Genomic DNA, 24,491 nt, shown 5'->3' with positions numbered 1-24,491 from the left:
ACCGCAATGCCCTCCGCCCTCCCCCCCCCCCCGCCCGCCGCCCCCCGCCCCCCCCCCACCGCGCGGGCACACTCACGTCGCGACTGGGGTCGAGGACCACGTACCGAGGGCCATCTCGGCGGTGATGCCGGGACCGAAGCCCGCCAGCAGACCGCGGTGGCCGTCGACGGCCGACTCCTCGTCGAACATCCTCGCCAGGGCGTCGAGGACCACACCGCTGGCGATGTTGCCGTACTCGGTCAGCGTCGCCCGGCTGAAGCGGAACGCCTCGGGCGGCACCTCGAGGAAGTGGCACAGGTCATCCAGAATGCGCGGACCGCCCGCGTGGACGATGTAGAAGTCCAGTTCGCCCGCGTCCCATTGGTGCTCCTGCGCGATGGCGCGCAAGGCGGGGGCGAGCGGCTCCATGGTGCCGGGCACCCGCTTGTCCAACTGGAAGTGGAATCCGGTGGAGCGCACCGCGTAGGAGATCCAGTCCTCCGTGTGCGGGATCAGGTACGAGCTGTTGCGCTCCAGACGGACGCCGGTGCCGCCCGTCCCCCGGACCACCGCCGCGGCGACCGCGTCGCCGAACAGGCCGTTCGACAGCAGCGATCCCACACCCAGATCCGTGGGCTGGTAGCACAGCGAGCAGAACTCACACGCCACGATGAGGACGTTGGAGTCGGGGTACGCCGTGCAGAAGTCATGCGCCCGGTTGATCGCGGCGCCTCCTGCGGCACAGCCGAGCTGGGCGATCGGCATCTGCCGGGTCTCCGAGCGGAAGCCCAGGGTGTTGATGAGCCATGCCGTCAGCGAGGGCATCATGAAGCCGGTACAGGAGACGTAGACGATCAAGTCGATCTGCTGTGGCTCCAGTTCGGCCCGGTCGAGTGCCTCGCGCACCACGGCGGGGACCCGGGCCTTGGACTCCTCCTCGTAGACCGCGCTGCGGGCGTCCAGCCCGGGATGCTTGAGCACCTTGTCGATCGGCTGGATCAAATGCCGTTTGCGTACGCCGGTGTGCTCGATCAGGCGGAGTACCAGCCGCAGCTGCGAATGATCCTTGTGCATCCGCCGCGCGAGTTCGAGGGTGTCTTCTTGGGTGAGGATGTATTCAGGGACCGCGATTGCAGGTTTGCACAGAACCGCCATGGGATGGGCTCCTTGCAGACTTGTGGGCCGCCAGGGAATTCCCTACTTTCCATTTCGGTCGCCGTCGGCCGGTGGCGCCCGCCGAGGCGACCTGCCCGAAAGACGGGCAAGTCGGCCAGGCGGGCGGAATCGGCGGACTGGGGTTGCACGACTCTGGAGAGAACTATGTGCGGACCATCCGTCGAAGAATGAACTCTCCCCGTGCTGGTGGATCTTCTTTCCGACTAGTAACCGTACGCCAGGGAGGTGAGTTCTGCATTCGCGGCACCGGCCCCCTCACCAGGCGACCGGCAACTCCAGCGGATAGCGCCAGATCGAGGTCGTGTTCCAGCGCACGTCCTCGGCCGGCTGGGCCAGCCTGAGGTCGGGGAAGCGCTCCAGGAGGGCGCCGAGGGCGACTTCCAGCTCCGTGAAGGCGAGCGGGGCACCCAGGCAGTGGTGGCCGCCCCAGCCGAAGGTCATGTGGGACGGGCGGTCCTCGCGCTCCAGGTCCAGCTCGTCGGGCCGGTCGAACTTGCGGCCGTCCCGGTTTGCGGTCAGGTACGAGACGTGCACGATGTCCCCGGCCCGGATCGTCACGCCGCTCAGTTCCACGTCCTCAAGGGCGACGCGGGGGATGCCGACGCCCTTACGGAACGGGATGAAGCGCAGCAGTTCCTCCATCGCGTGCGGCAGCATCTCCGGGCGGGCCCGCAGCATGGCGAGGTCCTTGGGCCGGGTGAGCAGGGTGTAGGCGAGGTTGCCGATCTCGTAGGTGGTGGTGTCCTGGCCGGTGATGAGCAGCACCATGGCCAGCACGGTGAGCTCCTGGTCGTTGAGGAGCTCGTCGCCGTCCCGGGCCGTCGCCAGTGCGCTGATCAGGTCGTCTCCCGGGTGCTGGCGCCGCTTCGCGGTCAGCGTCTTGAAGTAGGCGCGCATATCGGCCTTGGCGTGGACCGCTCTGTCCCGGTTCTCGGGGGTGAGGTTCATCATGGTCCGGGCGTGCCCGCGCAGTTGGTCGCGGTCGGCCTCGGGGATGTCGAGGACCTCGCAGATCGTCGTCAGCGGCAGCGGGGATGCCAGGCTCTCCATCAGGTCGGCCGGCGAGCCCTGCGCGGTCATCCGGTTCAGCAGGTCGTCCACGACGTGCTGAGCGCGGGCCCGCATGCGCTCGACCTGACGCGGGGCGAACGCCTTGGAGACCAGGCTCCGCAGGCGGCTGCTGGCGGGCGGGTCCATCACGTTGATCGCCTCGTCCTGCACGATCGGCTCAGGAGTCATCCGCGGGAAGTCCCGGCCGATGATGGCACTGCGGCTGAAGCGCCGGTCGGTCGTCACCGTGCGCACATCCTCGTACCGGGTCACAAGCCAGGCTTCGCCCTCCCCGTAGGGCAGCTTGATACGGGCGACCGGTTCCTCGGTCAGCAGACGCTTGAGCGTCGGATCGAATTCCAGTGCCTCGGCATAGTCGAACGGGCAGTTCCACACGGTAGCGCCGGATTCCATCATGAGCTCCCGAAGTCAGAGGTGACGAGTGGTTGCACCGCCTGTGAAGGCAGAAAGAAGGCGCACGTACGCGTAGGTACCAGGCCGTCGGCCAGTAAGCGCCAATTCATCCCGGATATCGTAAACACCGGGATGCGGGGGCGGCTCAACTGTCCGATCACGCTGGGGAATGACGGATGCCGTGGTCCGCCATTCCCCGGTGAATTACGCCGGAGGGCGGGCGCCCGGGGCGTTGCGCCATAAGGGTGATATCCCCGGGATGCGGTATCTGCTGTACCCGGCCGCGTCGAATGGACAAAGATGCTTGCTGATACGGCAAAGGGGAAGGGTTCGCCGGCCTCCGGGCGGTGCCGGGGTGTGCGGCACCCAGGCGCCGGCCGTCCTGGTCGCGGTGCGCTCCGCCGTGGAGGCTCGCCGGTGAAACAACTGGCAAAAGGAGCAGCCCATGACGGAGCACCAGAAGGTCGTCCTGATCACCGGCGCGAGCAGCGGCATCGGCGAGGCGACCGCCCGCCGCCTGGCCGCCGACGGGCACCGCGTCTTCCTCGGCGCCCGCCGCACCGAACGACTGGAAGCGCTGTGCCACGACATCAACGGCGCCGGCGGCAGCGCGGCCTTCCGGCGGCTGGATGTCACCTCCGCCGAGGAGATGCGGTCCTTCGTCGCGGCCGCGCACGAGGAATGCGGCCGGGTCGACGTGCTGGTCAACAACGCGGGGGTGATGCCGCTGTCGCCTCTGGAGGCGCTGCGGGTGGACGAATGGGACCGGATGCTCGAGGTGAATGTGCGCGGGGTCCTTTACGGGATCGCCGCCGCACTGCCCGTGATGCGAGCCCAGGGCGCCGGCCACCTCATCAATATCGCGTCGGTCGGGGCGTACGAGGTGGTGCCCACCGCCGCGGTCTACTGCGCCACCAAATTCGCCGTACGCGCCCTCTCCGAGGGGCTGCGCCAGGAGGCCGTGGCCGGTATCCGGGTCACCCTGGTCTCGCCGGGCGTCACGGAATCCGAACTCCCGGACGGCATCACCGATCCGACGGCGCGGGAGGCCATGGCCGCCTACCGCGCGGTGGCCCTGCCGGCCGCCGCGGTCGCGGACACCATCGCCTTCGCCGTAAGCCGGCCACCGGAGGTCGAGGTGAACGAACTGGTCGTGCGCCCGGTGGCCCGCACCTGACAGCGGACGTGCCGCGCAGCACCGGGGGTGCCACCGGGCCCGGTGGCACCCCCGGCCTCTCCACCCGCCGGGCTCGGCTCAGTTCGCCTGCCCCAGGGCGTGGCCCTCGCTCGCGGCGAGCACGAAGGGGTGGCCCGCGGGATCCGCATAGCGGCGGGCGTCATAAGGCCCGCGGTTCTCCCGGGTCTGCAACGGCCGCGCCCCCAGGCTGACCGCCTCCCGCTCCGCCTCGTCCATGTTGTCCTGCGGGACGAGGAAGTGCAGATGCGCCTGTTGCGAGTCGTCCGGGCGGGGCCAACTGGGCGGCGCCGCGCCCCGGTCCCGTCGAATCGCGAGGTGTACCTTGTCGCTCTCGACGACCTCGATGTAGTCCGGGCTGGACCCGATCCGCACTTCTCCGCCCAGGAATTGTGCGTAGAAGTCCGCCAGTGCCGCGGGCTCCGCGCAATCCAGTACCAGGACACTGGTCTTGGCGATGGCCATCCCGCCCCCTTCCTGTCGACGGGCCCCTGCCCGCCTCTCCCGACCGGTACCCCGAGACGGCCCCGGCACTCGGCGGAGCGGGAAAGCCGCACCCGAGGCGGTGTGCCGGGAGCCGGGGGGACAGCCCGGCCGAGACTGCCGGCGAAGTCTCCGGCGTCCGGTGACGACGGCTCAACAACGGCGGTTCGCGGGGCGCGCGCTGTGGGTGTGCTGCCGAGAGCCGGTCGCGGCAGTAGAGTCTGCTTCCATGTCGAAGCCCGACGAGCTGCTTGTCGACATCGCCGCCATGGTGGAGTCGGAGCAGAGTAATCAGATGTCGCTCACAGTGGTGGTCCAGGGCGCTGTGATCACCGGACGGTTGGCGCCCGAGAGCGTGTGGCGACAACGTGTGGCCGAGGTCCTGGAGCAGTCGCAGCGGCTGGGACCGTTCTCCGCCCTCTTCTCGTCAGCCGGCGCGGACACCCGCCCGCCGCAACGGAAAGGGCCGCCCACCCACCTGCATTTCCATGTGGCGAGGATTCTCCAGGGCAGCGTCGGCCTGCCCGAGACCGGCGGGATGTACCGCGTCGAGATCAAGGACGTAGGAGCCTGGACGGTGGGCGACTTCAGCTACTCCGACCACTGAGACCGCGGTTCCGACAAAGCTGGGCTCCGACCGGTGCGGTCGGAGCCCACTTCGTTGTCGGGTGGTGGCCGGTCTCAGCCCGTCGGGTCACCGTCGGACGTCGTCGGAGCCTGGAGCAGGGCCGACGCCTCCTCAAGAGGGGTACGGACGGCGGGAGCCGAGGAGCTACAGGTGAAACCGAGGCGGGTCAGCGCCCGGGTCACCTCGCCGGCGGTGAAGTCGCGGCGGTCCTGCCGGGTGATGACCTCGCCGACCTGCTTGACGGGGTAGTGACGGCCACCGATGAGTGCCGAGTCACCCGTGATGGGTTCGGGCTCGACGCCCTTCATCGAGTCCTGCACCTCGGTCTTGATCAGGTCGAAGGGGAAGCGGGCGATGACGCAGCGCATAGTGCCTCTACAGGGTCGAATCGAACCGGAACCGGACTGATGGCGGAGCGAGAAAAGCGCCGTGTACGAACCGTACGGCTTCCGTACTACGAGGTCTTGCCGGCCGAGCGCCGGCGCTGCGGCGTCCCGGACGCGGTCCGGGGCGTGCCCGTACCGGAGGACCGACGGGCCTGGGCGGAGCGGCTGCGCCGGCCGCGGGTCGAGGAACCGCTGCGCTTCGGGCGTTCGACGACCGGCGCGGCGATGGTGACCGGAATACCGGAGGGCGCCTGGGCACCGGTGATACGGGCCAGCTCGGCCTCGCCGGCGCGCACCTGGGTGGACTGCGGTGTGATCCCCGCGTCCGCCATCAGCCGGTCCATCTCGCGGCGCTGGTTGGGCAGGACGAGGGTGACGACGCTGCCGGACTCCCCGGCGCGGGCGGTGCGACCGCCGCGGTGCAGGTAGTCCTTGTGGTCGGTGGGCGGGTCGACATTGACGACGAGGTCGAGATTGTCGACGTGGATGCCACGGGCCGCGACATTGGTGGCCACCAGCACGGTGACCTGGCCGGTCTTGAACTGGGTCAGGGTCCGGGTCCGTTGGGGCTGGGACTTGCCGCCGTGCAGCGCCGCGGCCCGTACCCCGCTGTTCAGCAGGTGCTTGGTGAGCTTGTCCACCGCGCGCTTGGTGTCCAGGAACATGATCGACCGGCCTTCGCGGGCGGCGATCTCGGTGGTGGTGGCGTGCTTGTCGGTGTCGCGGACGTGCAGCAGGTGGTGTTCCATCGTGGTGACGGCACCCGCCGACGGGTCGACGGAGTGCACCACCGGATCCGTCAGATAGCGCCGGACCAGCAGATCGACGTTGCGGTCCAAGGTGGCCGAGAAGAGCATTCGCTGGCCCTCGGGGCGCACCTGGTCGAGCAGCGCGGTCACCTGCGGCATGAAGCCCATGTCGGCCATCTGGTCGGCCTCGTCCAGCACCGTGATGCCGACCTGGTTCAGACGGCAGTCACCGCGGCCGATGAGGTCCTTGAGCCGGCCGGGAGTCGCGACGACGACCTCGGCGCCACCCCGGAGCGCGCTCGCCTGGCGGCCGATCGACATCCCGCCGACGACGGTGGCCAGCCGCAGCGACAGCGCCCGTGCGTAGGGGGTGAGCGCATCGGTGACCTGCTGCGCCAGCTCCCGGGTGGGGACCAGGACCAGGGCCAGCGGCGCGCCCGGCTCGGCGCGCTGCCCGGCGGTGCGGGCCAGCAGCGCCAGCCCGAAGGCGAGGGTCTTGCCCGAGCCGGTGCGGCCACGGCCCAGTACGTCACGCCCGGCGAGCGAATTCGGCAGCGTGGCGGCCTGAATCGGGAACGGGGTCGTCACCCCTTCCGCGGCCAGCGACGTCAACAGCGCGGCCGGCATGTCGAGTTCGGCGAACGACTCGGCCGGCGGCAGCGCGGGGGTATGCGTGACGGGCAGGGCGAACTCCCCCTGCGGCGCGGGCCGGCGCCGCTTGCCACCGGAACCGGAGCGGTTGGACGACTGCGAGCGGTAGCCGCCACGGCCGGAACCGGCGGAGCGGGTACGGGAGGAGCGGTCGTTCGGGCGAGCTGTGCGGTTCATGGAGAACCTTCCTCGATGCGGTACGTCGAGGAATTCCCGGCAGCTGACAGCCGCACACGGGAGAATCGCAAAACGGACCGGAGAAAACAGATGGAACGCGGCGGGGCGGAATCGACCGCCGGCGTGGGAGAAGACGTCGCCGAAGAGCGGCGAAGGTGTTGCCGGAGCGGGAGCCGGGCGGGGCGGCGTGCTGTCGCAGCGGGCCCCGTGGTCCGGTACCGGGCGGGTTGCGCCGGGTCGCCGGCGCGGCCGTGACGGCCCCCGCGGCGTATTCCGGGCAACGAGCTGGGGCCCGCACCCAAGGTGCGGGCCCCAGCTGCGATGTGTGCGTCGGCGTCAGGCAGGGAGAATGTTCTCGGCCTGCGGGCCCTTCTGGCCCTGGGTGACGTCGAAGGTGACCTTCTGGCCTTCCTGGAGCTCACGGAAGCCCTGGGTGGCGATGTTCGAGTAGTGGGCGAAGACGTCGGCGCCGCCGCCGTCCTGCTCGATGAAGCCGAAACCCTTTTCCGAGTTGAACCACTTCACGGTACCGGTAGCCATGTTTATCTCCTTCGGGGGCAGTGCCGGGGCCGCACTGTGCGGACCCCGCGTCGCCGTGATGATTGCCCCGTCCGGAAAAACCGGAAATACAAAAGCGCTCCCGCCGGCCTGGAATGGCGGCGGGGGTGCGAGAAGTCTTTGGGAACCACAACCACAACTGCAACTGAGATCGACAGTAGCACGGCACGAGCAGCCGCGCGCAGCTGTTACCCCGCCATTTCCGGCCTCCGAAACCCTGCTGACCTGCCCAGTTTTCCGGTGGTTCGGCGAGCCCGGGCCGTGGGACGGCGATGCGGGGCGGAGCCGGGGCCCGGTGGCCGTCCGGCGCCGGACAGGGACCGTACGGCCCCTGTGCGGCGCGCGCGGCGCATTCCAGGCTGGAGGTGTCACGGGCCGGGTGACGTCGGTCCGGGTACCGAGGAGGCATCATGCAGAACACCCCGCACCTCGTCAGCGATGTGATGACACGGACCGTGGCCGCGGTCGACCGGGAGGCGCGGTTCAAGGAGATCGTCGAGACCATGGAGCGGTGGCAGGTCAGTGCGCTGCCGGTGCTGGCGGGGGAGGGCCGGGTGGTCGGGGTGGTCTCGGAGGCCGATCTGCTGCCCAAGGAAGAGTTCCGGGAGTCCGACCCCGACCGCCTGGAGCAGCTGCGGCGGCTCGACGATGTGCGCCGGGCGGGCGCGCTCACCGCGGGGGAGCTGATGACCGGTCCCGCGCTCACCGTGCGGGCCAACGCCACGCTCTCCCAGGCGGCCCGGACCATGGCGCGCGGCTCGGTCAAGCGGCTGCCGGTGGTGGACGCACACGGGGTGCTCCAGGGCATCGTCAGCCGCGCCGACCTGCTGAAGGTCTTCCTGCGCTCGGACGACGACCTCGCGGAGGAGGTCCGCTACGTCGTGGGGGAGCTGTTCACGACCCCCGTCAAGGATCTGCGGGTCACGGTCGTCGACGGGGTGGTCACGCTCAGCGGCCGGGTCCGGGACACCTCGCTCATCCCGGTGGCCGCACGCCTGGTGCGCGCGGTGGAGGGGGTCGTGGACGTGGAGTTCGATGTCACCGCCCCGGCCGCCGCCCGTAACCGGACGCCGATGGCGGGCCCGCAGAGCTGACGGGACCCGCTGGCGGGGCGCCGCCGGCACCAGACGGCCGGGAGCGGGCGCGGAGCGGACCGTACCGAGGAGGTGTCATGGCGCACAGCCCGTACACCGTCGGCGAGGTGATGACCCGGGCCGTGGTCGCGATCGGCCAGGAGGCGCGGTTCAAGGAGATCGTCGAGACCATGGAGCGGTGGCGGGTCAGTGCGCTGCCGGTGCTGGCGGGGGAGGGCCGGGTGGTCGGGGTGGTCTCCGAGGCGGATCTGCTGCCCAAGGAAGAGTTCCGGGAGTCCGACCCCGACCGCCTGGAGCAGCTGCGGCGGCTGGACGACGTCCGCAAGGCCGGCGGGCTGACGGCGGGGGATCTGATGAGCGCGCCCGCGCTGACCGTGCACGCCGGTGACACCCTGGCCCAGGCGGCGCGGACGATGGCGTTCAAGTCGGTGAAGCGGCTGCCCGTGGTCGACGGCCAGGGACTGCTCCAGGGCATCGTCAGCCGCGCCGACCTGCTCAAGGTCTTCCTGCGCCCGGACGAGGACCTGGCGGCGGAGATCCGTACGGAGATCATCGGCCGGCTGTGCCCCGCGGCCCCCGACCAGCCGGCGGTCAGCGTCACCGACGGGGTGGTCACCCTCAGCGGCACGCTCCGCGACCCGTCGCTGCTTCCCGTCATCGCCCGTTTGGTGCAGGCGGTCGAGGGCGTCGTGGACGTGCGGTTCGATGTCACGGGACCGGCGCCCGCCGGGCAGGGCCATGGCTGACACAGGCTTCCGGCCGCGGCCGCCGCGCGACCGTCCGGCCTGGCAGGCCCCTGCGAGAGGGGTCACGATGGGGACAGACGGACGTCTTGGCAGCCGGAGGGCGTCATGAGCGACGCGGAGGCATTCTCACCGCACCGGCCGGTCCGGGTGTTCCTGCTCGACGACCACGAGGTCGTCCGGCGCGGGGTGGCGGATCTGCTCGATGCCGAGCCCGATATCGAGGTGGTCGGCGACGCCGGGACGGCCGCTCATGCGCTCGCGCGCGGACCGGCGCTCCGGCCGGATGTCGCGGTGCTGGATGTGCGGCTGCCGGACGGCGACGGGGTCTCGGTGTGCCGGGAGCTGCGCTCGCGGATGCCGGGACTGGCCTGTCTGATGCTCACCTCGTTCGACGACGACGAGGCGCTGCTGGACGCGATCATGGCCGGTGCGGCCGGCTATGTGCTCAAGGAGATCAAGGGGGCGGATCTCGTCGCCGCGGTGCGTACGGTCGCCTCCGGCAGCTCGATGCTCGATCCCGCGACGACGGCACGGCTGATGAGCAGTCTGCGCGGCGGCGACTCCGAAGCGCCGCCCGAGGAGGCGGCGCTCTCCGGACTGTCCCCGCGGGAGCGGGAGATCCTCGGTCTGATCGGCGCCGGACTGACGAACCGTCAGATAGGCAAGCGGCTCTACCTCTCCGAGAAGACCATCAAGAACCACATCTCCCGACTGCTGGCCAAACTCGGTGTGGAGCGGCGCATCCAGGCGGCCGTCCTCGCCGCCCAGGCCGCATCGGCCTCCGGCGCGGGACCGGGCCCGCACGGGACCTGAGGCGGGAGCAACGGTGCCGCCCGCCTCGTACGGCCCCGGAGCCCGGGGCACCTCCGGCCCGTTCCTCCGACCCCGAAAGGAGCACCGTCATGGAGCCGGACATCATCACCGTGGGGCTCGACGGTTCGCCGGAGAGCCTGGCCGCCGCGCAGTGGGCCGCTGACGAGGCGGACCGGCGCCAGGCGGTGCTGCGGCTGCTCCATGCGTGGATACTGCTGGCCGCCGAGGCGGCGGACACGCCCGCCGGACATGACCAGAACGCCGCCGCCCGGCAGATCGTGCGCCAGGCCCTGGACGAGGTCCGCGAACGCCGCCCGCATCTCCAGATCATCGAGGACCTGGTCGGGGCGGAGGCGGAAGACGCGCTGGTGCGCGCGGCCGGGGAATCGCTGATGCTCGTGCTCGGATCACGGGCCCTGGGGACCTGGGAGAGCTATGTACTCGGCGACGTGAGCCTGAATGTCGTGGGCGGGGCCAAGGGGCCGGTCGTCCTGGTCCGGGCGCCCGGGCAGGCGAAGACCCCGCGCCACCCCTCCGGGCACGGCGCGCCCCCCGCTCCCCGGCCCCGGGTCGTCGTCGGCGTCAGCCTCAACGGACCCAGCGACCGGATGCTGACGTTCGCCTTCGACGCGGCGGCGAGCCGCGGCCTTCCGCTTCAAGCCGTCCACGGGCGCCCGCTGCCCGTGCAGGCGTACACCCCCTGGGGCATCGACCCCGATGCCGCGAAGGAACTCACCAAAGAGGCGGACATCGAGCTGCGGGACGCCCTGCGCCCCTGGTGTAAGCGCTTCCCCGGTGTGCTGGTTCAGGAGACCGTGCTGCCGGAGAGCCCGACCCGGGCCCTGGTACAGACGGTCTTCGGGGCCGAACTCCTGGTGGTCGGCCGCCGGCTGCACCGTCCGCTGCTCGCGCCCCGCGTCGGCCCGGTCGCCCATGCCGCCATCCACCATGTGACCTGCCCGGTCGCGGTGATCCCGCACGACTGAGCAGGTGCCGACCGCACTCCCCGCCCATGGGGCCGACGAGATCAGGCCCGGCACACCCGGAGGGACTGGCCAGAGATGAGGCACCGCACCGTGGCAGACCTGATGACGCCCGAGGCCGTCGTCGTCCAGCGGGGCACCCCGTTCAAGGAGATCGCGCGGCTGCTCGACGAGTACGACATCACCGCCGTACCCGTGCTCGACGAGGACGACCAGCCGGTGGGGGTGGTGTCCGAGGCCGATCTGCTGCGCCGGCAGATCGCGAAGCTCGGGGCGACCACCGCCGAAGCGATCATGACCAGCCCCGCCGTGGTGGCACGGCCCGGGTGGAGTGTCGTCGAAGCGGCCAAGACGATGGAGAAGAAGAAGGTCAAGCGGCTGCCCGTGGTCGACGACTCCGGGCGGCTCATCGGGGTGATCAGCCGCAGTGACCTCGTGCAGCTGTTCCTGCGCCGGGACCGGGCCATCCAGGAGGAGGTGCTGGAGGAGGTGCTGACGCGCACGCTCGGGGTGGCACCGTCCGCGGTCACGGTCGAGGTCTCCGACGGCCACGTCACCCTCACCGGCGCCTTGGAGCGCAAAAGCCTGGTCCCCATTGCCGTGCGGCTGTGTGAAAGCGTCGACGGGGTGGTCGAGGTGGTGGACCGGCTCAGCTATCTGCGGGACGACACCGCCACGCACCGGCAGGACGTGCCGGAGTAGCGCGAACGGGCCGCCGCCCGGCGTCCGGGAGGCGACCGCGGCGCCCGGAACTCAGTCCTGCGGCACGACCGAGACCGGACAGTTGGCATGGTGCAGGGCCGCATGAACGACGGGGCCGAGCAGCATCGGTGACCGCCGGTTGCGCCGCCCGACGACCAGCAGGCCAGCATCGCAGCAGGCCGCCAGCAGCACGGGTGCGGCCCGGCCGCTCGCCGCGTGCGGGACCACCTCGACGGCGGGGAACTTCACCCGCCAGGGCAGCAGCGCCTCGGCGAGCATCTCGTCCTCCGCGAGGCCGGTTTCCGTCCCGCCCGGCGAGCGGCCCGGCCCGGCGCGCACCGGGCCCACGGTCTCCGCCGGGCCCCACGCCCGTACGGCGCGCACCCGCGTGTGATGGGCGTCGGCGGCCGTGAAGGCGAATTCCAGCACCGCCTCGTCCTCCGGCCCCGCATGCCGCACGCCCACCACGATCTCCCGCTGCGGAAACGCCGCGTCCTCGCGCACCGTGACCACCGGACACACCGCCTGGCCCAGCACCTGGAGACTCACCGAGCCGAGCAGGAAACCGGCGATCGCGCCGTGCCCGCGCGACCCCAGGATCAGCATCGTGGCCTGGGCGCTCCGCTCCAGCAACGCGTCCGCGGGCCGCTCCGCGACCTGCTCGGTGGTCACCGGAATCCCCGGGTGCCCGGTGTACGCCAGGTCCACGGCGCCGCGGAGCAGCTCGGCTCCACGGCGCTCCCGGCCGGCCGCTTCGGGAGCGGCCGGCCGGACGTTCGCCGACGGGGACCCCCAGGAATGCAGCAGATGGAGCGGGAGGCCCCGGGCCGCGGCCTCCTCGGCGCCCCACAGCACGGCCGGCACGCTGTTCCCCGTGCCGTCCAGTCCTACGACCACCGGGCCGGCCATGACGCACCTCCGCGTAGTCGGCGCCCGCACGGGCGCCGACGTCTCGCCCCTGCCTCTCCAGCGTGGCCGCGGCGGCGCCGCCCCCGGCATGAGTCACTCGGCCCCATCGGCCGGCCGGCAGGCCCGGAGCGGCTCGCTTCCGGTTCCCGGCCGGAGCACCCTGGAGACAAGACCGGATAACCGTGAACCGAGCTGTGAGGTGCCTGATGAGCACTCTCGAAGAACACATCGACGTGGGCGTTCCCCTCGATACGGCGTGGGACTGTCTGCACCGGGCGGAGTCCTATCCGCAGTTCCTGGACGGGGTACGCGAGGCCCGGCAGGAGGGCGAACACCGGACGCATCTCGATATCGACGCGGGCGGGCGGCCACAGGAGTGCGTGGTCGAGATCACCGACCGCAGCGTGGAAAACGTCATGCGGTGGCAGACCACCAGCGGTCCCGCCCTGGCGGGCACCTTCTCGTTGCTGCCCCTCGACGAGCAGCACACCCGGGTCCAGGCCCGGTTCGAGTACGACCCGGGAACCATCAAGGAGACCTTCGGCGGCCCGCAGGGCTTCGCCCAGGCAACCGCGATCGAACGCGGCCTCCGCAGTGACCTGGAGCAACTGAAGACACTGGTGGAACGGGCGCGCTGAGCCACGCCGGCCCGCCCGTCCCCGTGGCCCGCCCTGGCGGATCTTCCGCCGCATCGGTGCGGGCCACGGGCGCATCGGTGCGGGCCACGGGCGGCCAGGCCGGCGTCCACGAGCCTTCGTGATCACACACGTCGTCACTCACGTCGTCATCATTCGCGGTGGATGCGCGCGGCAACTATCACTCCGTCCCGAACGGTGTAGGTACCGGCGAAGAACCGATGGCTGCCATCGGTCTGCGTGGCGTCCAGTTCCACCTCGACGCTGTTGCCGGCCACGGAGCGCACCGTGACGTCATCCCGGGCCGTGTCGCGGAAGGTTCGCACGAAGTAGTCGTACGGCCGCCCCGTGATGTTCTTCCCGCCGAGCGCCCAAGCGGCCACGTACTCCCCGTTGTTGATGGCCCGGAAGTAGGCTTCGACCACCTCGGCGGGGTCCGGGGCGGGCTGGTTCGGCGCGACCGGGCGGTGGCCGGCCGTGCCGGGTGTGCCCGCCAGGCCCAAGGGCTGAGCGACCGCGGCCGCACGGGCGTGGGCCGGGGCCGCTGCCGCTCCGGTGGCCACTGCCGTGGCCGCCCCGGAACCGCTCCCGGCCGCCGGGGCAACGCCCAGAACCGCGCCGGTACCAAGGAGAATTGCGGCCATCGCCACCCTGAAGCTCTGCATCACACGGTCGATGACTCCTGGCCGACTGCCGAATCGGGTGCCGTGCCCGCCGCCCGTCCGCTGTGCGTAACGGCCCTTTGTGCAGTGAATTCCTGGATGCTCCACCATCGGAAGTCCCGAGCAGTACGAGGATTTGGATCTTCCTCTTCCATCGTGCGCTCCATGTCCGCCGGATGCACCTGCAAGGGGGAGGCAGTGGAAGGGTGCGGTGCTACGTTGCGGCGGCGCGCCTCAACTGGGCTCCTGCCTTGCCTTGTTCCGCGGGCAGCGTGCCTGTGGGGGAGTGGCACCAAGATGCGTGGCTCTGGGAGCTGTGATGTGCTGAGGGCATCAAGTGCCGACGTCTGTACGCATGGAGCCACTGACCATGACGCGGAGTGTACGTCGCAAATTCATGGTGCTTACCTGCGCGCCCGTGCTCGCTGGGGGGCTCGCGGTGGGCGTGTCCCCTACCGCCACCGCAGCTTCCTCCGACACCTGTTCCCTCCGGACGGTGGACGGTCAGGAGGCCGGCCGGAGTGTGCTGCCCCCTGCCTCCGATACTGACGCCGCCTCATATCGACCTCATCTCACGTTGGTCGGGGACGGCTGCCGGTTCACGGCTCGGAGCCGTGCCGAGGCCGCCCAGCGCGACCCCGTCGATCTGAGTGCCCAGCCCATCACGGTCAACGGCATGGGCCTGCTGCGTATAGGTATGAGCCGTCAAGCGGCCGAGCGTGCCGTCGGGGCCCGGATTCCCGACGGGCCGGGTGGGCCGGAGTGCCGGGATCTTGCCGTCGAGGGAGGGCCCCAGAACCTCTTGCTGCGCTTCTCCAACGACGACGACCGGCTGGCGGCGATCTCCGTCCTGTCGTCGACGCCGGCGTCGCTTGCCACCGCCTCCGGAGTTCATGTGGGGAGCGCGAGGGAGGACGTGCTGGCGACGTACGACAGTGAGGTGACGTCGCGTCAAGCCGAGGGTGGGACCGAGGAGCTCGTATTTGCTCCCCGGTTGGCGAAGTTTCACGGGAGGATCATTACCTTCCTCATGAACGACGACGGTACGGTCGCGTCCTTCATCGCCGGGGAGCGGTATTTCGCCGACCCGCTGCCTTGCGGCGGTGATTGACGGCTCCTCAACGGGCGTCTGCCGGAACTACAGCCGGACGACGACGAGGGCGATGTCGTCGCGGGCGCCGGCGCTGACGCCGAGGCGGGCCAGCAGGGCGTCGGCGAGACGTTCGGAGCTGAAGGCGCTGTAGCGGGCGAGGGCGTCGGTGAGCCGGGTGAGGCCGGTGTCGATGTCCTCGTCGCGGCGTTCGATGAGCCCGTCGGTGTAGAGGACGAGGGTGTCGCCCGGCACGTACGGAAGGTGGGCCTGGGGGCGCGGCAGCTCTTCGGGGTGGGCGCCCAGGGGCGGGTCGGTGGCGCGGTCCAGGAGTTCGTGGCTGCCGTCGGCGTGCAGCAGGACGGGTGGGGGGTGGCCGGCGCTGCTGTAGGTGACCTGACGGCCGGCGGTGTCGATCAGTACCTGGACGGCGGTGGTGGCCAGCGCCTGGTCGACGGAACGGGCGTACAGGCCGAGCACCTTCAGTGCCTGGGCGGGACCCTCGACGGAGCGGGCGGCGGCACTGAGGGCGCTGCGGAGCATGCCCATGACGGCGGCGGCATCCAGCCCGTGGCCGACGACATCGCCGACCGCGACGGCGTAACCGTCCCCGGGCAGGTCGACGATGTCGTACCAGTCGCCACAGACGTTCAGGGAGCCGAGGGCGGGGAGGTAGCGCACCGCGATGTCACGGTGCCCGGCGAGGTCGGGGGAGTGGAGCATGGCCTCCTGGAGGGTGAGGGCGACCTGGCGTTCGCGGGCGTGGGCCCGGCGCAGCTCCTCGTTGAGGTGCTGGAGCGCGCGGGCCCGGACGTACAGCTCGGCCTCCATCGCCTCCTCGCGTTCGCTCAGCCGCCCGCCGGGCATCGGACGGGACCGGCGGGAGTGGACGAAGGCCGTCACGTCCTCGACCCGGTGGATGATCCACGCCACCCTGCCGTCCGGCCCGGAGACGGGGGTGTTGATCGTGGACCACCAGCGCTCCTCGAACTCCCCGGGCCGCTCCGTCACGGGGATGTCGTAGCGCTGCACCGCCATCGTGTCCGGCTCCCCGGTGGACAGCACGCGGCGCAGTGAGGGGTGCAGGTTCTGCACCCCTTCGGCGTCGGGGTCCGCGGGGTTGTCGGGGAAGGCGTCGAAGACGTACTGCCCGAGCAGCTCGTCGCGGGTACGCAGGGTCGCCTGGAGATACGCCTGGTTGACGTCCACGATGACCAGCTCCGGATCGAGGACCAGGCATGCGCTCGGGGTCGCGGCGAACAGCGCCGCATGATCGAGCTCCGGTCTCCTCACGCTCCCTGCCCATCCTCCCGCGGCCCGGTGCTGCTGCCCCTCGTCGGGCCCGCCGTCCACAGCCGCCGCGTGGCCCGCGTCCGCCGCCGGCGCCGCCCACCGCGCCGCGGGTCCGTCCCGGGCAGCGGCGGTTACGCCCCCGGCGGGCGGAAGCTGACCGACTTCTTGGCGGCCTCGTCGATCTCCTCGACGGTCAGCAGCGGAATCGTCTTGGAGTGCAGGGCTCCGCTGGCGCGGACGGTCATGGCGATGGCGGCCATCGACACCTGGTCGGGGAAGTCGAGGACGCAGTAGAAGTCGGCGTCCCCGTAGGCGAAGTAGACCGTCTCCAGCGTGCCGCCGCATGACCTGACCACCTGCTCGACGGCCGCCTTGCGTCCGGTGCCGCCCTCGGCGAGCAGGCCCTTCATGCCCTCGGCGGTATAGCTGGCCTGCACCAGGTACTTCGGCATCCGGCTCTCCCATGCTTCGGCCCATGCGACAGCGGACCGCGGTACCGCGGTCACACGGCCACCCTCGCCCGCCGGGTGCGGACCGGCCACCGGGCGGCCGCCGAACGGATGAGCCGGCGGCGGGTGCGGCCGGACTCCCGCGGCGGCCCGCCGAGGCTCCGGAGCCGCCCCGGCGAAGGCGGAAAACGCGCCACTGAACGGCACGCCGCCGAGGCCCCGAAGCCACCCGACGAAGGCGAAAACGCGCCACCGAACGGCGTGCCGCACTCGCCCGCGCGGACTGCCGGGAACCAGGCGCCGGGACCGTACGACTGACTGGACCGGGGCCCGGAGGAGGGCCGGAGCTGCCGGGAGGGCGCGTGCTGGTGAAACGTGGCAAGGAACCGGAGGCCGCCGGGCCGGACGGTGGCACCGCACGGGCGCCGGGCGGCCCGTCGCTGACCGTGCTGCTCACGACGGCGATGGCGTTCTCCATGCTCCAGCTGTTCGTGATCGGGGCCCTCGGGCCGCGGCTGGTCGGGGAGTTGGGGATCTCGCGCACGGTCCTGGGCCTGACCACCACGGCGGGCTTCGGGGCGGCGGCCGTGCTGTCGCCCATGGCGGGCCGGCTGGTGGACCGGGCGGGCCCCCGCCGCTGCCTGATCGCGCTGCTGCTGCTCACCGCCGCCTCGCTCACGCTCATCGGCGCCGTGCCGGGGGCGGGCGTGCTGCTGCTGGCCGTCGCACTCGGCGGCGTACCGCAGGCGCTGGCCAACCCCGCCACCAACAAGGTGATTCTCACTGCCGTTCCCGTCGAACGCCGGGCCGCCGTCACCGGGTGGAAGCAGTCCGGGGTGCAGTGCGGGGCGTTCGTGGCCGGGTTGCCGCTGTCGCTGCTGGCGGCGGGGGTGGGCTGGCGCGGCGCGGTCTGGGCGGCGGCCGCCACGGCGGCGCTGGCCGCGCTCTGGGCTGCCCGGGCCCTGCCGGCCGACCGGCCGCCGGCCACCACGGGCCCGCCCGCCGCGGTCTCGTCCCCCCGCGACACCCGGCGGCTGGCCGCCTTCTCCTTGCTGCTCGGCTGCGGCATCGCCTCGGTCAACACCTACCTGGCGCTGTTCGGCTCGCAACGCCTCGGGATGACGGCGACCACGGCGGCGGCGCTGGTGGCCGTCCTGGGCGTGGCCGGTATCGGCGGACGGGTCGGCTGGGCACGGGCGGCGGGGCGACCGGGATGGGCCGAGGCGCTGCCGGCGCTGCTGGCGGCCGGTGCGGTGGGTGCCGCACTGCTGCTCGCCGCCGCGCTCCGGGCGCATCCGCTGGTGTGGCCGGCCGCCGTCGCGGTCGGCTCGTTCGCGGTGTCGGCCAATGCCGTCTCCATGGTGCTGGTACTGCGGAAGGCGGCGCCCGGCCGGGCCGGGAAGGACTCCGCCCTGGTGTCGGCGGGCTTCTTCGCGGGGTTCGCGGTGGGACCGCCGCTGTTCGGCGCGCTGGTCTCGGCGACCGGATACGGGCCGGGCTGGCTTCTGGTGGCGGCCGAGTTCGCGGCGGCGTCGGCGATCGCCGTTCCCCTGATGCTGCGTCGTACGGGAGGACCCGATGCATGAGACCGCCCATGGGTCCGCCCATGAGAGCCATGAGAACCACGAGAAGAGCCGTGAGAAGGGCCGTGAGGGCCGTGAGGAGAGCCGCGGGACGACGGGCCACGCGTCTTGGGCCGACCGTGCCTGGAGCGTGGTGCTGGCGCGGACCGCGCGGACGGCGGCCGAAGTGGGGCCGCGCTTCCCGCTGTACGCCGACCCGGAGACCGGCACCTGGAAGACCACCTCCCGGGGATCCTGGACGGGCGGCTTCTGGGCCGGACTGCTCTGGCTGCGCGCCCTCGCGTCCGGCGCTCCCCAGGACCGGGCGGCCGCGGCCGCATGCACCCGGAGGCTGGCCCACTGGATCGACCAGGACACCGCCACCCGCGGGCTGATCCTCTGGTACGGCACCGCGCTCGCCGCGGGGCCCGGGGGCGACGGCCTGGCGGCCGGGCTGTGCGAGGCGGCGGCCCGGTCCTGTCTGGCGGCGTACGACCCGGAGCGGGAACTGGTGCCCTGGGGCGCGGCGTTCGGCGGTCCCCGGATGCTGGCACGGGTGGACGCGGTGCCGGGGCTGGTGCCGCTGCTCGCGGGCCTGGGCGCGGCGGGAGAGCGTGCGGCGTACGGCCATCTGACCCGGCATCTGACGCTGAGCCACACCGAGCGCCCACCGCGCCCGGCATGGCAGGCCGGGCCCGATGACGGCTGGACACCCTGCGCCGAACCCGCACCGGGATGGAGCCGCACCACGCCCTGGCTGCTGCTCGGCCTCGCGGACGGACTCCACTGCCTCGCCGACGGACTCAACTCCCGTGCGGCCGGGGCCCTGTGGGAGGCGGCGGACCGGCTCACGGCGCCGCGGCTCGCGCCGGCCGCCCCGCTCACCGCACCGACGCTCGACCCGGCCGCCCCGCTCACCCCACCGCGGCTCGCCCCGCCGGCTCCGCTCGTCCCGCCGGCACAGGAGGACCAACCGTCCGGCCCGCTCGACACCTCCGCGGCCGCCATCGAATCGGTCGCCCTGCTGAAGCTGGCCGCCCTGGCGCGGGCGACGGACCGCGGTGACGAGGCCGACCGGCTGGCCACGCGGGCCCGGCAGATCCTGCACCGCCTGTGCACCCGCCATCTCTCGCCCCGTGGGGCGCTGACGGACGGGTGCTACGACGCCGCCCGCGCCCTCGCCCCGCGCCATGAGCTGATCTGGGGCGACTTCTTCCTGGCGGTGGGCCTGGCGCTGCTCACCGGCCGGATGGCGCCGTTCACGACGTGACGGGGTAACCGCGCAGCACCCGGCGGGCCACGGCCGTGATGTGCAGCTCGTCGGGGCCGTCCAGCAGCCGGGCCGTGCGGCCGGTGCGGAACAGTCCCGGCAGCGCGGTGTCCGGACCGAGGCCGGCCGCGCCGTGCACCTGGATCGCGGCGTCGGCCACCTGCTGAAGCATGCGGGCGGCCGCCACCTTGGCCAGACCGGTCTCCAGCCGGGCATCGTCACCCGCGGCCAGCCGGGCCGCCGCCTCATGGACCAGGGGCCGGGTGGAACGGATCGCCAGCAGCGAGTCGAAGACCATCTGCTGGACGAGCTGACGGTCCGCCAGCGGCCCGGCCGACTGGCTCCGTGACCGGGCCCGCAGACACATCAGATCGAAGGCCCGCTCGGCCTGACCGAGCCAGCGCAGACACCGCAGCACCCGGCCGAACACCAGCCGCTCCCCGGCGATCCGCAGCGCCTGGCCGGGGGCGCCCACCACCTGCTCGGGCGGTACCGCGACACCGTCGAGCTCGATCTCCCACTGGCCGCCGGCGCCCAGCACCGGCAGCTCCCGCACCACCGTGAACCCCGCGGCGGACGCCGGCACCAGAAACAGCGACAGGCCGTCCGTACCGGGGCCTTCGTCGTCCACCCGTGCCAGCACGGTGACCAGATCGGCGTCGCCCGCCCCCGAGATGAACCATTTGCGGCCGTGCAGGACCCATCCGCCCGCGGCGTCCGGGACGGCCCGGGTCGCGGTCAACCCCGGGTCGGTACCGGGAGTTTCGGGCTCGGTCATCGCGTAACAGGTCCGCACCTCGCCGTCGGCGATGCGCCGCAGAAACCGGTCCCGCACGGTGTCGTCGGCATGCCGGCCGAGCATCAGCACATCGAGGAGGGGAGCCGAGCCGAGTGCGGCGGGGCCGTGGTCGCTGGCTCCCTCGGCCTCCGCGATATGGGCGTAGAGCGGCAGGCCGAGCCCCTGGCCGCCGTATTCCTCCGGCAGCGGCAGGGCCCACAGCCCCGCCCGCTTCGCCTCGGCCTGGAGCCCGCGCAGCGCGGTGCGCGCCGCGTCGCCGCCCGCGTCCAGCACCGGCTCGCACGGCATCACCCGGTCCCGTACGAACGCCCTGACCCGCTCGCGCAGGGCCTCGGCCTCGGGCGGGCAGCCGGGCTGCCCGAGTCCGGCGGCCCCGAGGGGCGGGTCCGTCGACGACAGATGCTGCTCAGGGTTCATGGCGGGCACGGCCTCCTCCACATTCACCGGGAACTCGGTGAACCGACAGTCCGACTTACTGGCCGTGGAGTTGGTCGGCGCCGGACGCCGTCCAGTTCCCGTGTCTGTGTGTGAACCAGGCGGCGGTCCGCCGCCGGAGAGGAGTGCCGTGGGACACCCTGCCGTCATCCGCGCGTCCCGACCGTTGGAAGAGGTGACCGTCCGGGTCGCGGGCCCGTCGGCGCTCACCGCGCCGGCGGCCGGCCATCTGCGGGCGCTCGGCGCCACCCTGGCACCGCGGACGCCCGGAGCGCACACCGGGCCGGCGGTCTTCGAGGCCACGGGCGCGCCGGGCGCGGCCACCGCGTACACCGCCTGGGCCGATGTCCTGCCGGCCGCGGACGCCGTCGACGAGCCCACCGTCCAGGCGGCCACCGGCATGATGCAGGTGCACGGCAGACGCGACGGCCGGCCGCGTGGTCTCGCCGTCGACTACGCCGCGACCTGTGCCTCCGTGCTCACCGTGCAGGGCCTGCTCGCCGCCCTGCTCGGCCGGGCGCGCGGCGGCGCGCACCCCACACACGTCACCACCGGAGCCGACCGGGCCGCGCTGCTCACCCTCGGCCAGTACCTCGCGGCGGCGAACGCCCCGGAGGCCGAGGCCGTACCGCTGGCGCCGGGCGGGCCGCCGTTCACCGCCCGGTGCGGCACCCGGTTCGAGCTGGAGGCGCTGGACCCCGCCCCCTGGGCCCGGTTCTGGCGGGAGCTCGGTGCACCCGAGGAGGCGGTCCGCACCGGCTGGCAGCCCTTCCAGTTCCGGTACGCCACGGCCTGCGCCCCGATACCCGAGGCCCTGCACCGGGCGGCCCGTGCCGTGCCCTGGGCGCGGGTGCAACAGGCCGCCGCCACCTCGGGGGCAGAGGTGTGCCCCCTGCACGCCCCGGCCGCGCTGCCCGGAACGACGGCCCGCACGGCACCATGGAGTCTGACTCCCCGGCCCGCGGACCAGGCCCCGCCGGCCACCGGCACCGCCGCGCACGCCGCTCTTCCCCTCTCGGGGCTGACGGTCCTGGAAGCGGGCCGCCGTATCCAGGCCCCGCTCGCCGCCCATCTGCTCCGTCAGCTCGGGGCGGAGGTCCTGCGGATCGAACCCCCCGGCGGTGACCCGCTGCGCGGTATGCCGCCCTGCTGCGAGGACATCTCCGCCCGGTGGCTCGCGCTCAACCGGGGCAAGAAGGCCGTACAGATCGACATCAAGTCCCCGGTCGGCCGGGCCGAGTTGCGGGAGCTGGTCTCGGGCGCCGATGTCTTCCTGCACAACTGGGCGCCGGGCAAGGCCGAACAGCTCGGCCTGGACGCCGACCGGCTGGCGGCCGTCAACCCGGGGCTGGTGTACGCCTACACCAGCGGCTGGGCCGGGCGGCTGCCCGACGCCCCGATGGGCACCGACTTCATGGTGCAGGCCCGTATGGGCATCGGCGCGCTGGCCCGCCCCGCCGACGAACCGCCCGCGCCGTCCCTGATGACCCTCATCGACGTCCTCGGCGGACTGCTCGGTGCGGAAGCCGTGGTCGCCGGGCTGCTGCTGCGCGAGCGCGGCGGCAGCGGCGTACGGGTGGAGTCCTCGCTGCTGGGCGCCGCGGAAGCGCTCACCGCCCCGGCGCTGCACCGGGCGGCGGCCGGCGGAGAGCTCCGCCGCCCCGCGGGCTTCCGCCGTCCGCTGCCGACCGCCGACGGCTGGATCGCCCCCGCCGATGACTCCGCATCCGCCGCCGGAGCCCGCGCGGCCCGGTGGACGGCGATGACCTCCGAGCAGGCGCTCTCCGCGCTGCGGGCCGACGGGCTGGCCGCGACCGCCGTGACCACCGACCTCGCTGCGCTCCCACAGGACCGGCGCCTCGGCGGCGCCCTCACCCGTGACCCCCACGGCTCCCTCGTCGTCCCCACGCCCTGGAGATTCGTATGACCCCGCGGATACCCGACCTGGTCCCCGGCCCGCTCCGCCGCGCCTGGGCGGCGGAGGGACACGTTCCCGATCTCGGCCTGTACACGCTGTTCCGGGCACACCGGATGCGCCACCCGCACCGGACCGCCGTGATCGACGCACAGGGCGAGACCACCTACGCCGAGCTCGACACCGAAGCGCGATGTCTGGCCGCCGGCCTCGCCGAGGCCGGTATCCGTCCGGGGGATGTGGTGGGCGTCCAACTGCCCAACAGCAGAGCGGCGGTGGCCGCCGATCTCGCGCTGGCCGCCCTGGGGGCGATAGCCCTGCCCTTCCCGGTCGGGCGCGGCGGGCGCGAAGCCGGGTCGCTGCTCGGCCGCTCCGGGGCGCGCGCGGTGATCGCGGCCACCACCTACCGGGGGAGCGAGCACGCCAGGGAACTGGCCGAACGGGCCGACGCCCTGCCCGCCCTGCACACCGTGATCGCCGCCGGCCCGGGCCCGGTCCCCGCCGGCTGCCGCTCGGCGGCCGAACTGACCGGCGACGAGCGGGCCTTCACCCCCGAACGGCCCGATCCCGACTCCGCGGCCCGCATCCTGGTCTCCTCCGGCTCCGAGGCGGAGCCGAAGATGGTGGCGTATTCGCACAATGCGCTCGCCGGCGGACGGGGCAATTTCCTCGCCTCGCTGCTGACGGACGGCACTCCGCCGCGCTGTCTCTTCCTCACCCCGCTCGCCTCGGCGTTCGGCAGCAGCGGGACCGCGGTGACCCTCGCCCGGCACGGCGGCACCCTGGTCCTGCTCGACCGGTTCACGCCCGAGGCCGCGCTGGCGGCCCTGCGCGCCCATCGGCCGACCCATGTGCTGGGCGTGCCGACGATGGTCCGCATGATGGTGGAGTGCTGCGCCACGGAAGGCCGTACGGCGGACGGGCCGACGGCGCTGGTCCTGGGCGGCTCCGCGCTCGACGCGGCCACCCACGACGAGGCGGCCAGGGTCTTCGGCTGCCCGGTGGTCAACCTCTACGGATCGGCCGACGGCGTCAACTGCCATACGGGCTTGGCGCAGCGGCCCCCGCTCCCGGACGACGGCCCGGGGATCGCGGTGGGCCGGCCCGACCCCGCGGTCTGCGAGATCCGGATCGCGCCGCCGCCCGGCACGGCCTCGGACGGCACCGGGGAGATCCTCGCGCGCGGCCCGATGACACCTCTCTGCTATGTCGGCGCCCCCGAGCTGAACATGCGCTACCGCACGGCGGACGGCTGGGTACGCACCGGTGACCTGGGGACGCTCGCGGCCGACGGCACGCTGCGGGTGGTCGGCCGCCTCAAGGACATCGTGATCCGTGGTGGCGCGAACATCAGCCCCGCAGAGGTCGAGGGCGAGCTCTCCTCCCACCCGGACGTACGGGACGTGGTCTGCGTGGGCGTGCCCGACCCGCTGATGGGGGAGCGCCTCGCGGCCTGCGTGGTGCCGAGAGCCGGCCGGGAGATCAGCCTCCAGAGCCTGTGCGCCCACCTCGATGGGCGGGGTGTGGAGCGCCGCAAACACCCCGAGCACCTGCTGCCGGTGTCCGGCGCGCTGCCGCTCACCCCCGCGGGCAAACCCGATCGCACCGCCCTGCGGAACCGGATCGCCGCCGGGCTCCCGGCCGAGCCCGCACGGACGGGGTGATGGGCCGGCGGTGGTGGGCGCAGG

The 24,491-nt window shown here is 72.6% G+C and carries 24 protein-coding genes; 13 read left to right on the top strand and 11 right to left on the bottom strand.

Annotation, left to right across the window (positions count from 1 at the left end; translation table 11 throughout):
* Window positions 1–72: 72 nt before the first annotated feature.
* Window positions 73–1,134 (bottom strand): type III polyketide synthase, encoded by a 1,062-nt coding sequence (locus ACFWJW_RS09220; RefSeq protein ID WP_387236989.1) that lies wholly within the window; start codon window positions 1,132–1,134, stop codon window positions 73–75.
* 276 nt (window positions 1,135–1,410) lie between these two features.
* Entirely contained in the window at window positions 1,411–2,619 is a 1,209-nt protein-coding gene (locus ACFWJW_RS09215) for a cytochrome P450 (protein WP_387236987.1), read from the bottom strand.
* Between the two features lie 445 nt (window positions 2,620–3,064).
* Between ACFWJW_RS09215 and ACFWJW_RS09210 the strand changes: the two genes are divergently transcribed.
* Complete coding sequence (locus tag ACFWJW_RS09210) at window positions 3,065–3,796, top strand: SDR family oxidoreductase (protein WP_387236985.1); 732 nt, start codon at window positions 3,065–3,067, stop codon at window positions 3,794–3,796.
* Between the two features lie 78 nt (window positions 3,797–3,874).
* Here ACFWJW_RS09210 and ACFWJW_RS09205 read toward each other — a convergent pair whose 3' ends face one another.
* Window positions 3,875–4,279: a VOC family protein gene (locus ACFWJW_RS09205; protein WP_042152833.1), complete on the bottom strand. Its 405-nt coding sequence runs from the start codon at window positions 4,277–4,279 to the stop codon at window positions 3,875–3,877.
* 247 nt (window positions 4,280–4,526) lie between these two features.
* On the opposite strand from ACFWJW_RS09205, the gene ACFWJW_RS09200 reads away from it, so the two are divergent.
* Complete coding sequence (locus ACFWJW_RS09200) at window positions 4,527–4,904, top strand: hypothetical protein (protein WP_387236983.1); 378 nt, start codon at window positions 4,527–4,529, stop codon at window positions 4,902–4,904.
* 74 nt (window positions 4,905–4,978) lie between these two features.
* Here ACFWJW_RS09200 and ACFWJW_RS09195 read toward each other — a convergent pair whose 3' ends face one another.
* From ACFWJW_RS09195 to ACFWJW_RS09185, 3 genes are all read right to left on the bottom strand, one after another.
* Window positions 4,979–5,293, bottom strand: coding sequence for an SCO5918 family protein (locus ACFWJW_RS09195; protein ID WP_387236981.1), 315 nt, complete (start codon window positions 5,291–5,293; stop codon window positions 4,979–4,981).
* Between the two features lie 86 nt (window positions 5,294–5,379).
* Complete coding sequence (locus ACFWJW_RS09190) at window positions 5,380–6,888, bottom strand: DEAD/DEAH box helicase (protein WP_387236979.1); 1,509 nt, start codon at window positions 6,886–6,888, stop codon at window positions 5,380–5,382.
* Window positions 6,889–7,224: 336 nt separating this feature from the next.
* Window positions 7,225–7,428 (bottom strand): cold-shock protein, encoded by a 204-nt coding sequence (locus ACFWJW_RS09185; protein WP_042152846.1) that lies wholly within the window; start codon window positions 7,426–7,428, stop codon window positions 7,225–7,227.
* 428 nt (window positions 7,429–7,856) lie between these two features.
* Here ACFWJW_RS09185 and ACFWJW_RS09180 point away from each other — a divergent pair, with 428 nt between their 5' ends.
* From ACFWJW_RS09180 to ACFWJW_RS09160, 5 genes are all read left to right on the top strand, one after another.
* Entirely contained in the window at window positions 7,857–8,540 is a 684-nt protein-coding gene (locus ACFWJW_RS09180) for a CBS domain-containing protein (RefSeq protein ID WP_387236976.1), read from the top strand.
* 77 nt (window positions 8,541–8,617) lie between these two features.
* Complete coding sequence (locus tag ACFWJW_RS09175) at window positions 8,618–9,286, top strand: CBS domain-containing protein (protein WP_387236974.1); 669 nt, start codon at window positions 8,618–8,620, stop codon at window positions 9,284–9,286.
* Between the two features lie 105 nt (window positions 9,287–9,391).
* The gene (locus ACFWJW_RS09170) at window positions 9,392–10,099 is read left to right on the top strand and encodes a response regulator (RefSeq protein WP_387236973.1); all 708 of its coding nucleotides are present in this window, start codon (window positions 9,392–9,394) and stop codon (window positions 10,097–10,099) included.
* Window positions 10,100–10,188: 89 nt separating this feature from the next.
* A complete protein-coding gene (locus tag ACFWJW_RS09165; RefSeq protein WP_387236971.1) occupies window positions 10,189–11,085 on the top strand; it encodes a universal stress protein in 897 nt (298 codons plus the stop codon).
* Window positions 11,086–11,160: 75 nt separating this feature from the next.
* Window positions 11,161–11,784 carry a CBS domain-containing protein gene (locus ACFWJW_RS09160; RefSeq protein ID WP_387236969.1) on the top strand — a complete coding sequence of 208 codons (624 nt, stop codon included), beginning with the start codon at window positions 11,161–11,163 and terminating at the stop codon, window positions 11,782–11,784.
* A 51-nt stretch (window positions 11,785–11,835) separates the two neighbouring features.
* Here ACFWJW_RS09160 and ACFWJW_RS09155 read toward each other — a convergent pair whose 3' ends face one another.
* Window positions 11,836–12,693 (bottom strand): universal stress protein, encoded by an 858-nt coding sequence (locus ACFWJW_RS09155; RefSeq protein ID WP_387236967.1) that lies wholly within the window; start codon window positions 12,691–12,693, stop codon window positions 11,836–11,838.
* 206 nt (window positions 12,694–12,899) lie between these two features.
* Between ACFWJW_RS09155 and ACFWJW_RS09150 the strand changes: the two genes are divergently transcribed.
* The gene (locus ACFWJW_RS09150) at window positions 12,900–13,331 is read left to right on the top strand and encodes an SRPBCC family protein (protein ID WP_387236965.1); all 432 of its coding nucleotides are present in this window, start codon (window positions 12,900–12,902) and stop codon (window positions 13,329–13,331) included.
* 149 nt (window positions 13,332–13,480) lie between these two features.
* Here the strand turns inward: ACFWJW_RS09150 and ACFWJW_RS09145 are convergent, their stop codons facing one another.
* Window positions 13,481–13,831 (bottom strand): hypothetical protein, encoded by a 351-nt coding sequence (locus tag ACFWJW_RS09145; protein WP_387236963.1) that lies wholly within the window; start codon window positions 13,829–13,831, stop codon window positions 13,481–13,483.
* Window positions 13,832–14,666: 835 nt separating this feature from the next.
* Here ACFWJW_RS09145 and ACFWJW_RS09140 point away from each other — a divergent pair.
* Window positions 14,667–15,101 (top strand): hypothetical protein, encoded by a 435-nt coding sequence (locus tag ACFWJW_RS09140; RefSeq protein WP_387236962.1) that lies wholly within the window; start codon window positions 14,667–14,669, stop codon window positions 15,099–15,101.
* A gap of 27 nt (window positions 15,102–15,128) precedes the next feature.
* On the opposite strand, the gene ACFWJW_RS09135 is transcribed toward ACFWJW_RS09140, so the two are convergent.
* Both ACFWJW_RS09135 and ACFWJW_RS09130 read right to left on the bottom strand, forming a co-directional pair.
* Window positions 15,129–16,373: a PP2C family protein-serine/threonine phosphatase gene (locus tag ACFWJW_RS09135; RefSeq protein ID WP_387236960.1), complete on the bottom strand. Its 1,245-nt coding sequence runs from the start codon at window positions 16,371–16,373 to the stop codon at window positions 15,129–15,131.
* 131 nt (window positions 16,374–16,504) lie between these two features.
* Window positions 16,505–16,825: a GYD domain-containing protein gene (locus ACFWJW_RS09130; protein WP_387236958.1), complete on the bottom strand. Its 321-nt coding sequence runs from the start codon at window positions 16,823–16,825 to the stop codon at window positions 16,505–16,507.
* Window positions 16,826–17,184: 359 nt separating this feature from the next.
* On the opposite strand from ACFWJW_RS09130, the gene ACFWJW_RS09125 reads away from it, so the two are divergent.
* On the top strand, window positions 17,185–18,408 hold the full coding sequence (locus ACFWJW_RS09125) for an MFS transporter (protein ID WP_387236956.1): 1,224 nt from the start codon (window positions 17,185–17,187) through the stop codon (window positions 18,406–18,408).
* Window positions 18,401–19,654, top strand: a complete 1,254-nt coding sequence (locus ACFWJW_RS09120; RefSeq protein WP_387236954.1) for a sugar ABC transporter permease — start codon at window positions 18,401–18,403, stop codon at window positions 19,652–19,654. Before ACFWJW_RS09125 ends, ACFWJW_RS09120 begins: the two co-directional genes overlap by 8 nt.
* On the opposite strand, the gene ACFWJW_RS09115 is transcribed toward ACFWJW_RS09120, so the two are convergent.
* Complete coding sequence (locus tag ACFWJW_RS09115; protein WP_387236952.1) at window positions 19,644–20,870, bottom strand: acyl-CoA dehydrogenase family protein; 1,227 nt, start codon at window positions 20,868–20,870, stop codon at window positions 19,644–19,646. The two genes, ACFWJW_RS09120 and ACFWJW_RS09115, sit on opposite strands and share 11 nt — an antisense overlap.
* Window positions 20,871–21,018: 148 nt before the next feature.
* Between ACFWJW_RS09115 and ACFWJW_RS09110 the strand changes: the two genes are divergently transcribed.
* Both ACFWJW_RS09110 and ACFWJW_RS09105 read left to right on the top strand, forming a co-directional pair.
* On the top strand, window positions 21,019–22,815 hold the full coding sequence (locus tag ACFWJW_RS09110; protein WP_387236950.1) for a CoA transferase: 1,797 nt from the start codon (window positions 21,019–21,021) through the stop codon (window positions 22,813–22,815).
* Window positions 22,812–24,467, top strand: coding sequence for a class I adenylate-forming enzyme family protein (locus tag ACFWJW_RS09105; RefSeq protein WP_387236948.1), 1,656 nt, complete (start codon window positions 22,812–22,814; stop codon window positions 24,465–24,467). Before ACFWJW_RS09110 ends, ACFWJW_RS09105 begins: the two co-directional genes overlap by 4 nt.
* Window positions 24,468–24,491: the final 24 nt, after the last annotated feature.

Origin of the sequence: Streptomyces sp. NPDC127097 (genome assembly GCF_042724075.1) — a bacterium.
Taxonomy (GTDB): Bacteria; Actinomycetota; Actinomycetes; order Streptomycetales; family Streptomycetaceae; genus Streptomyces.
Note: the sequence above shows the minus strand (reverse complement) of the source record. Positions and strands in the feature narration are given on the sequence as shown.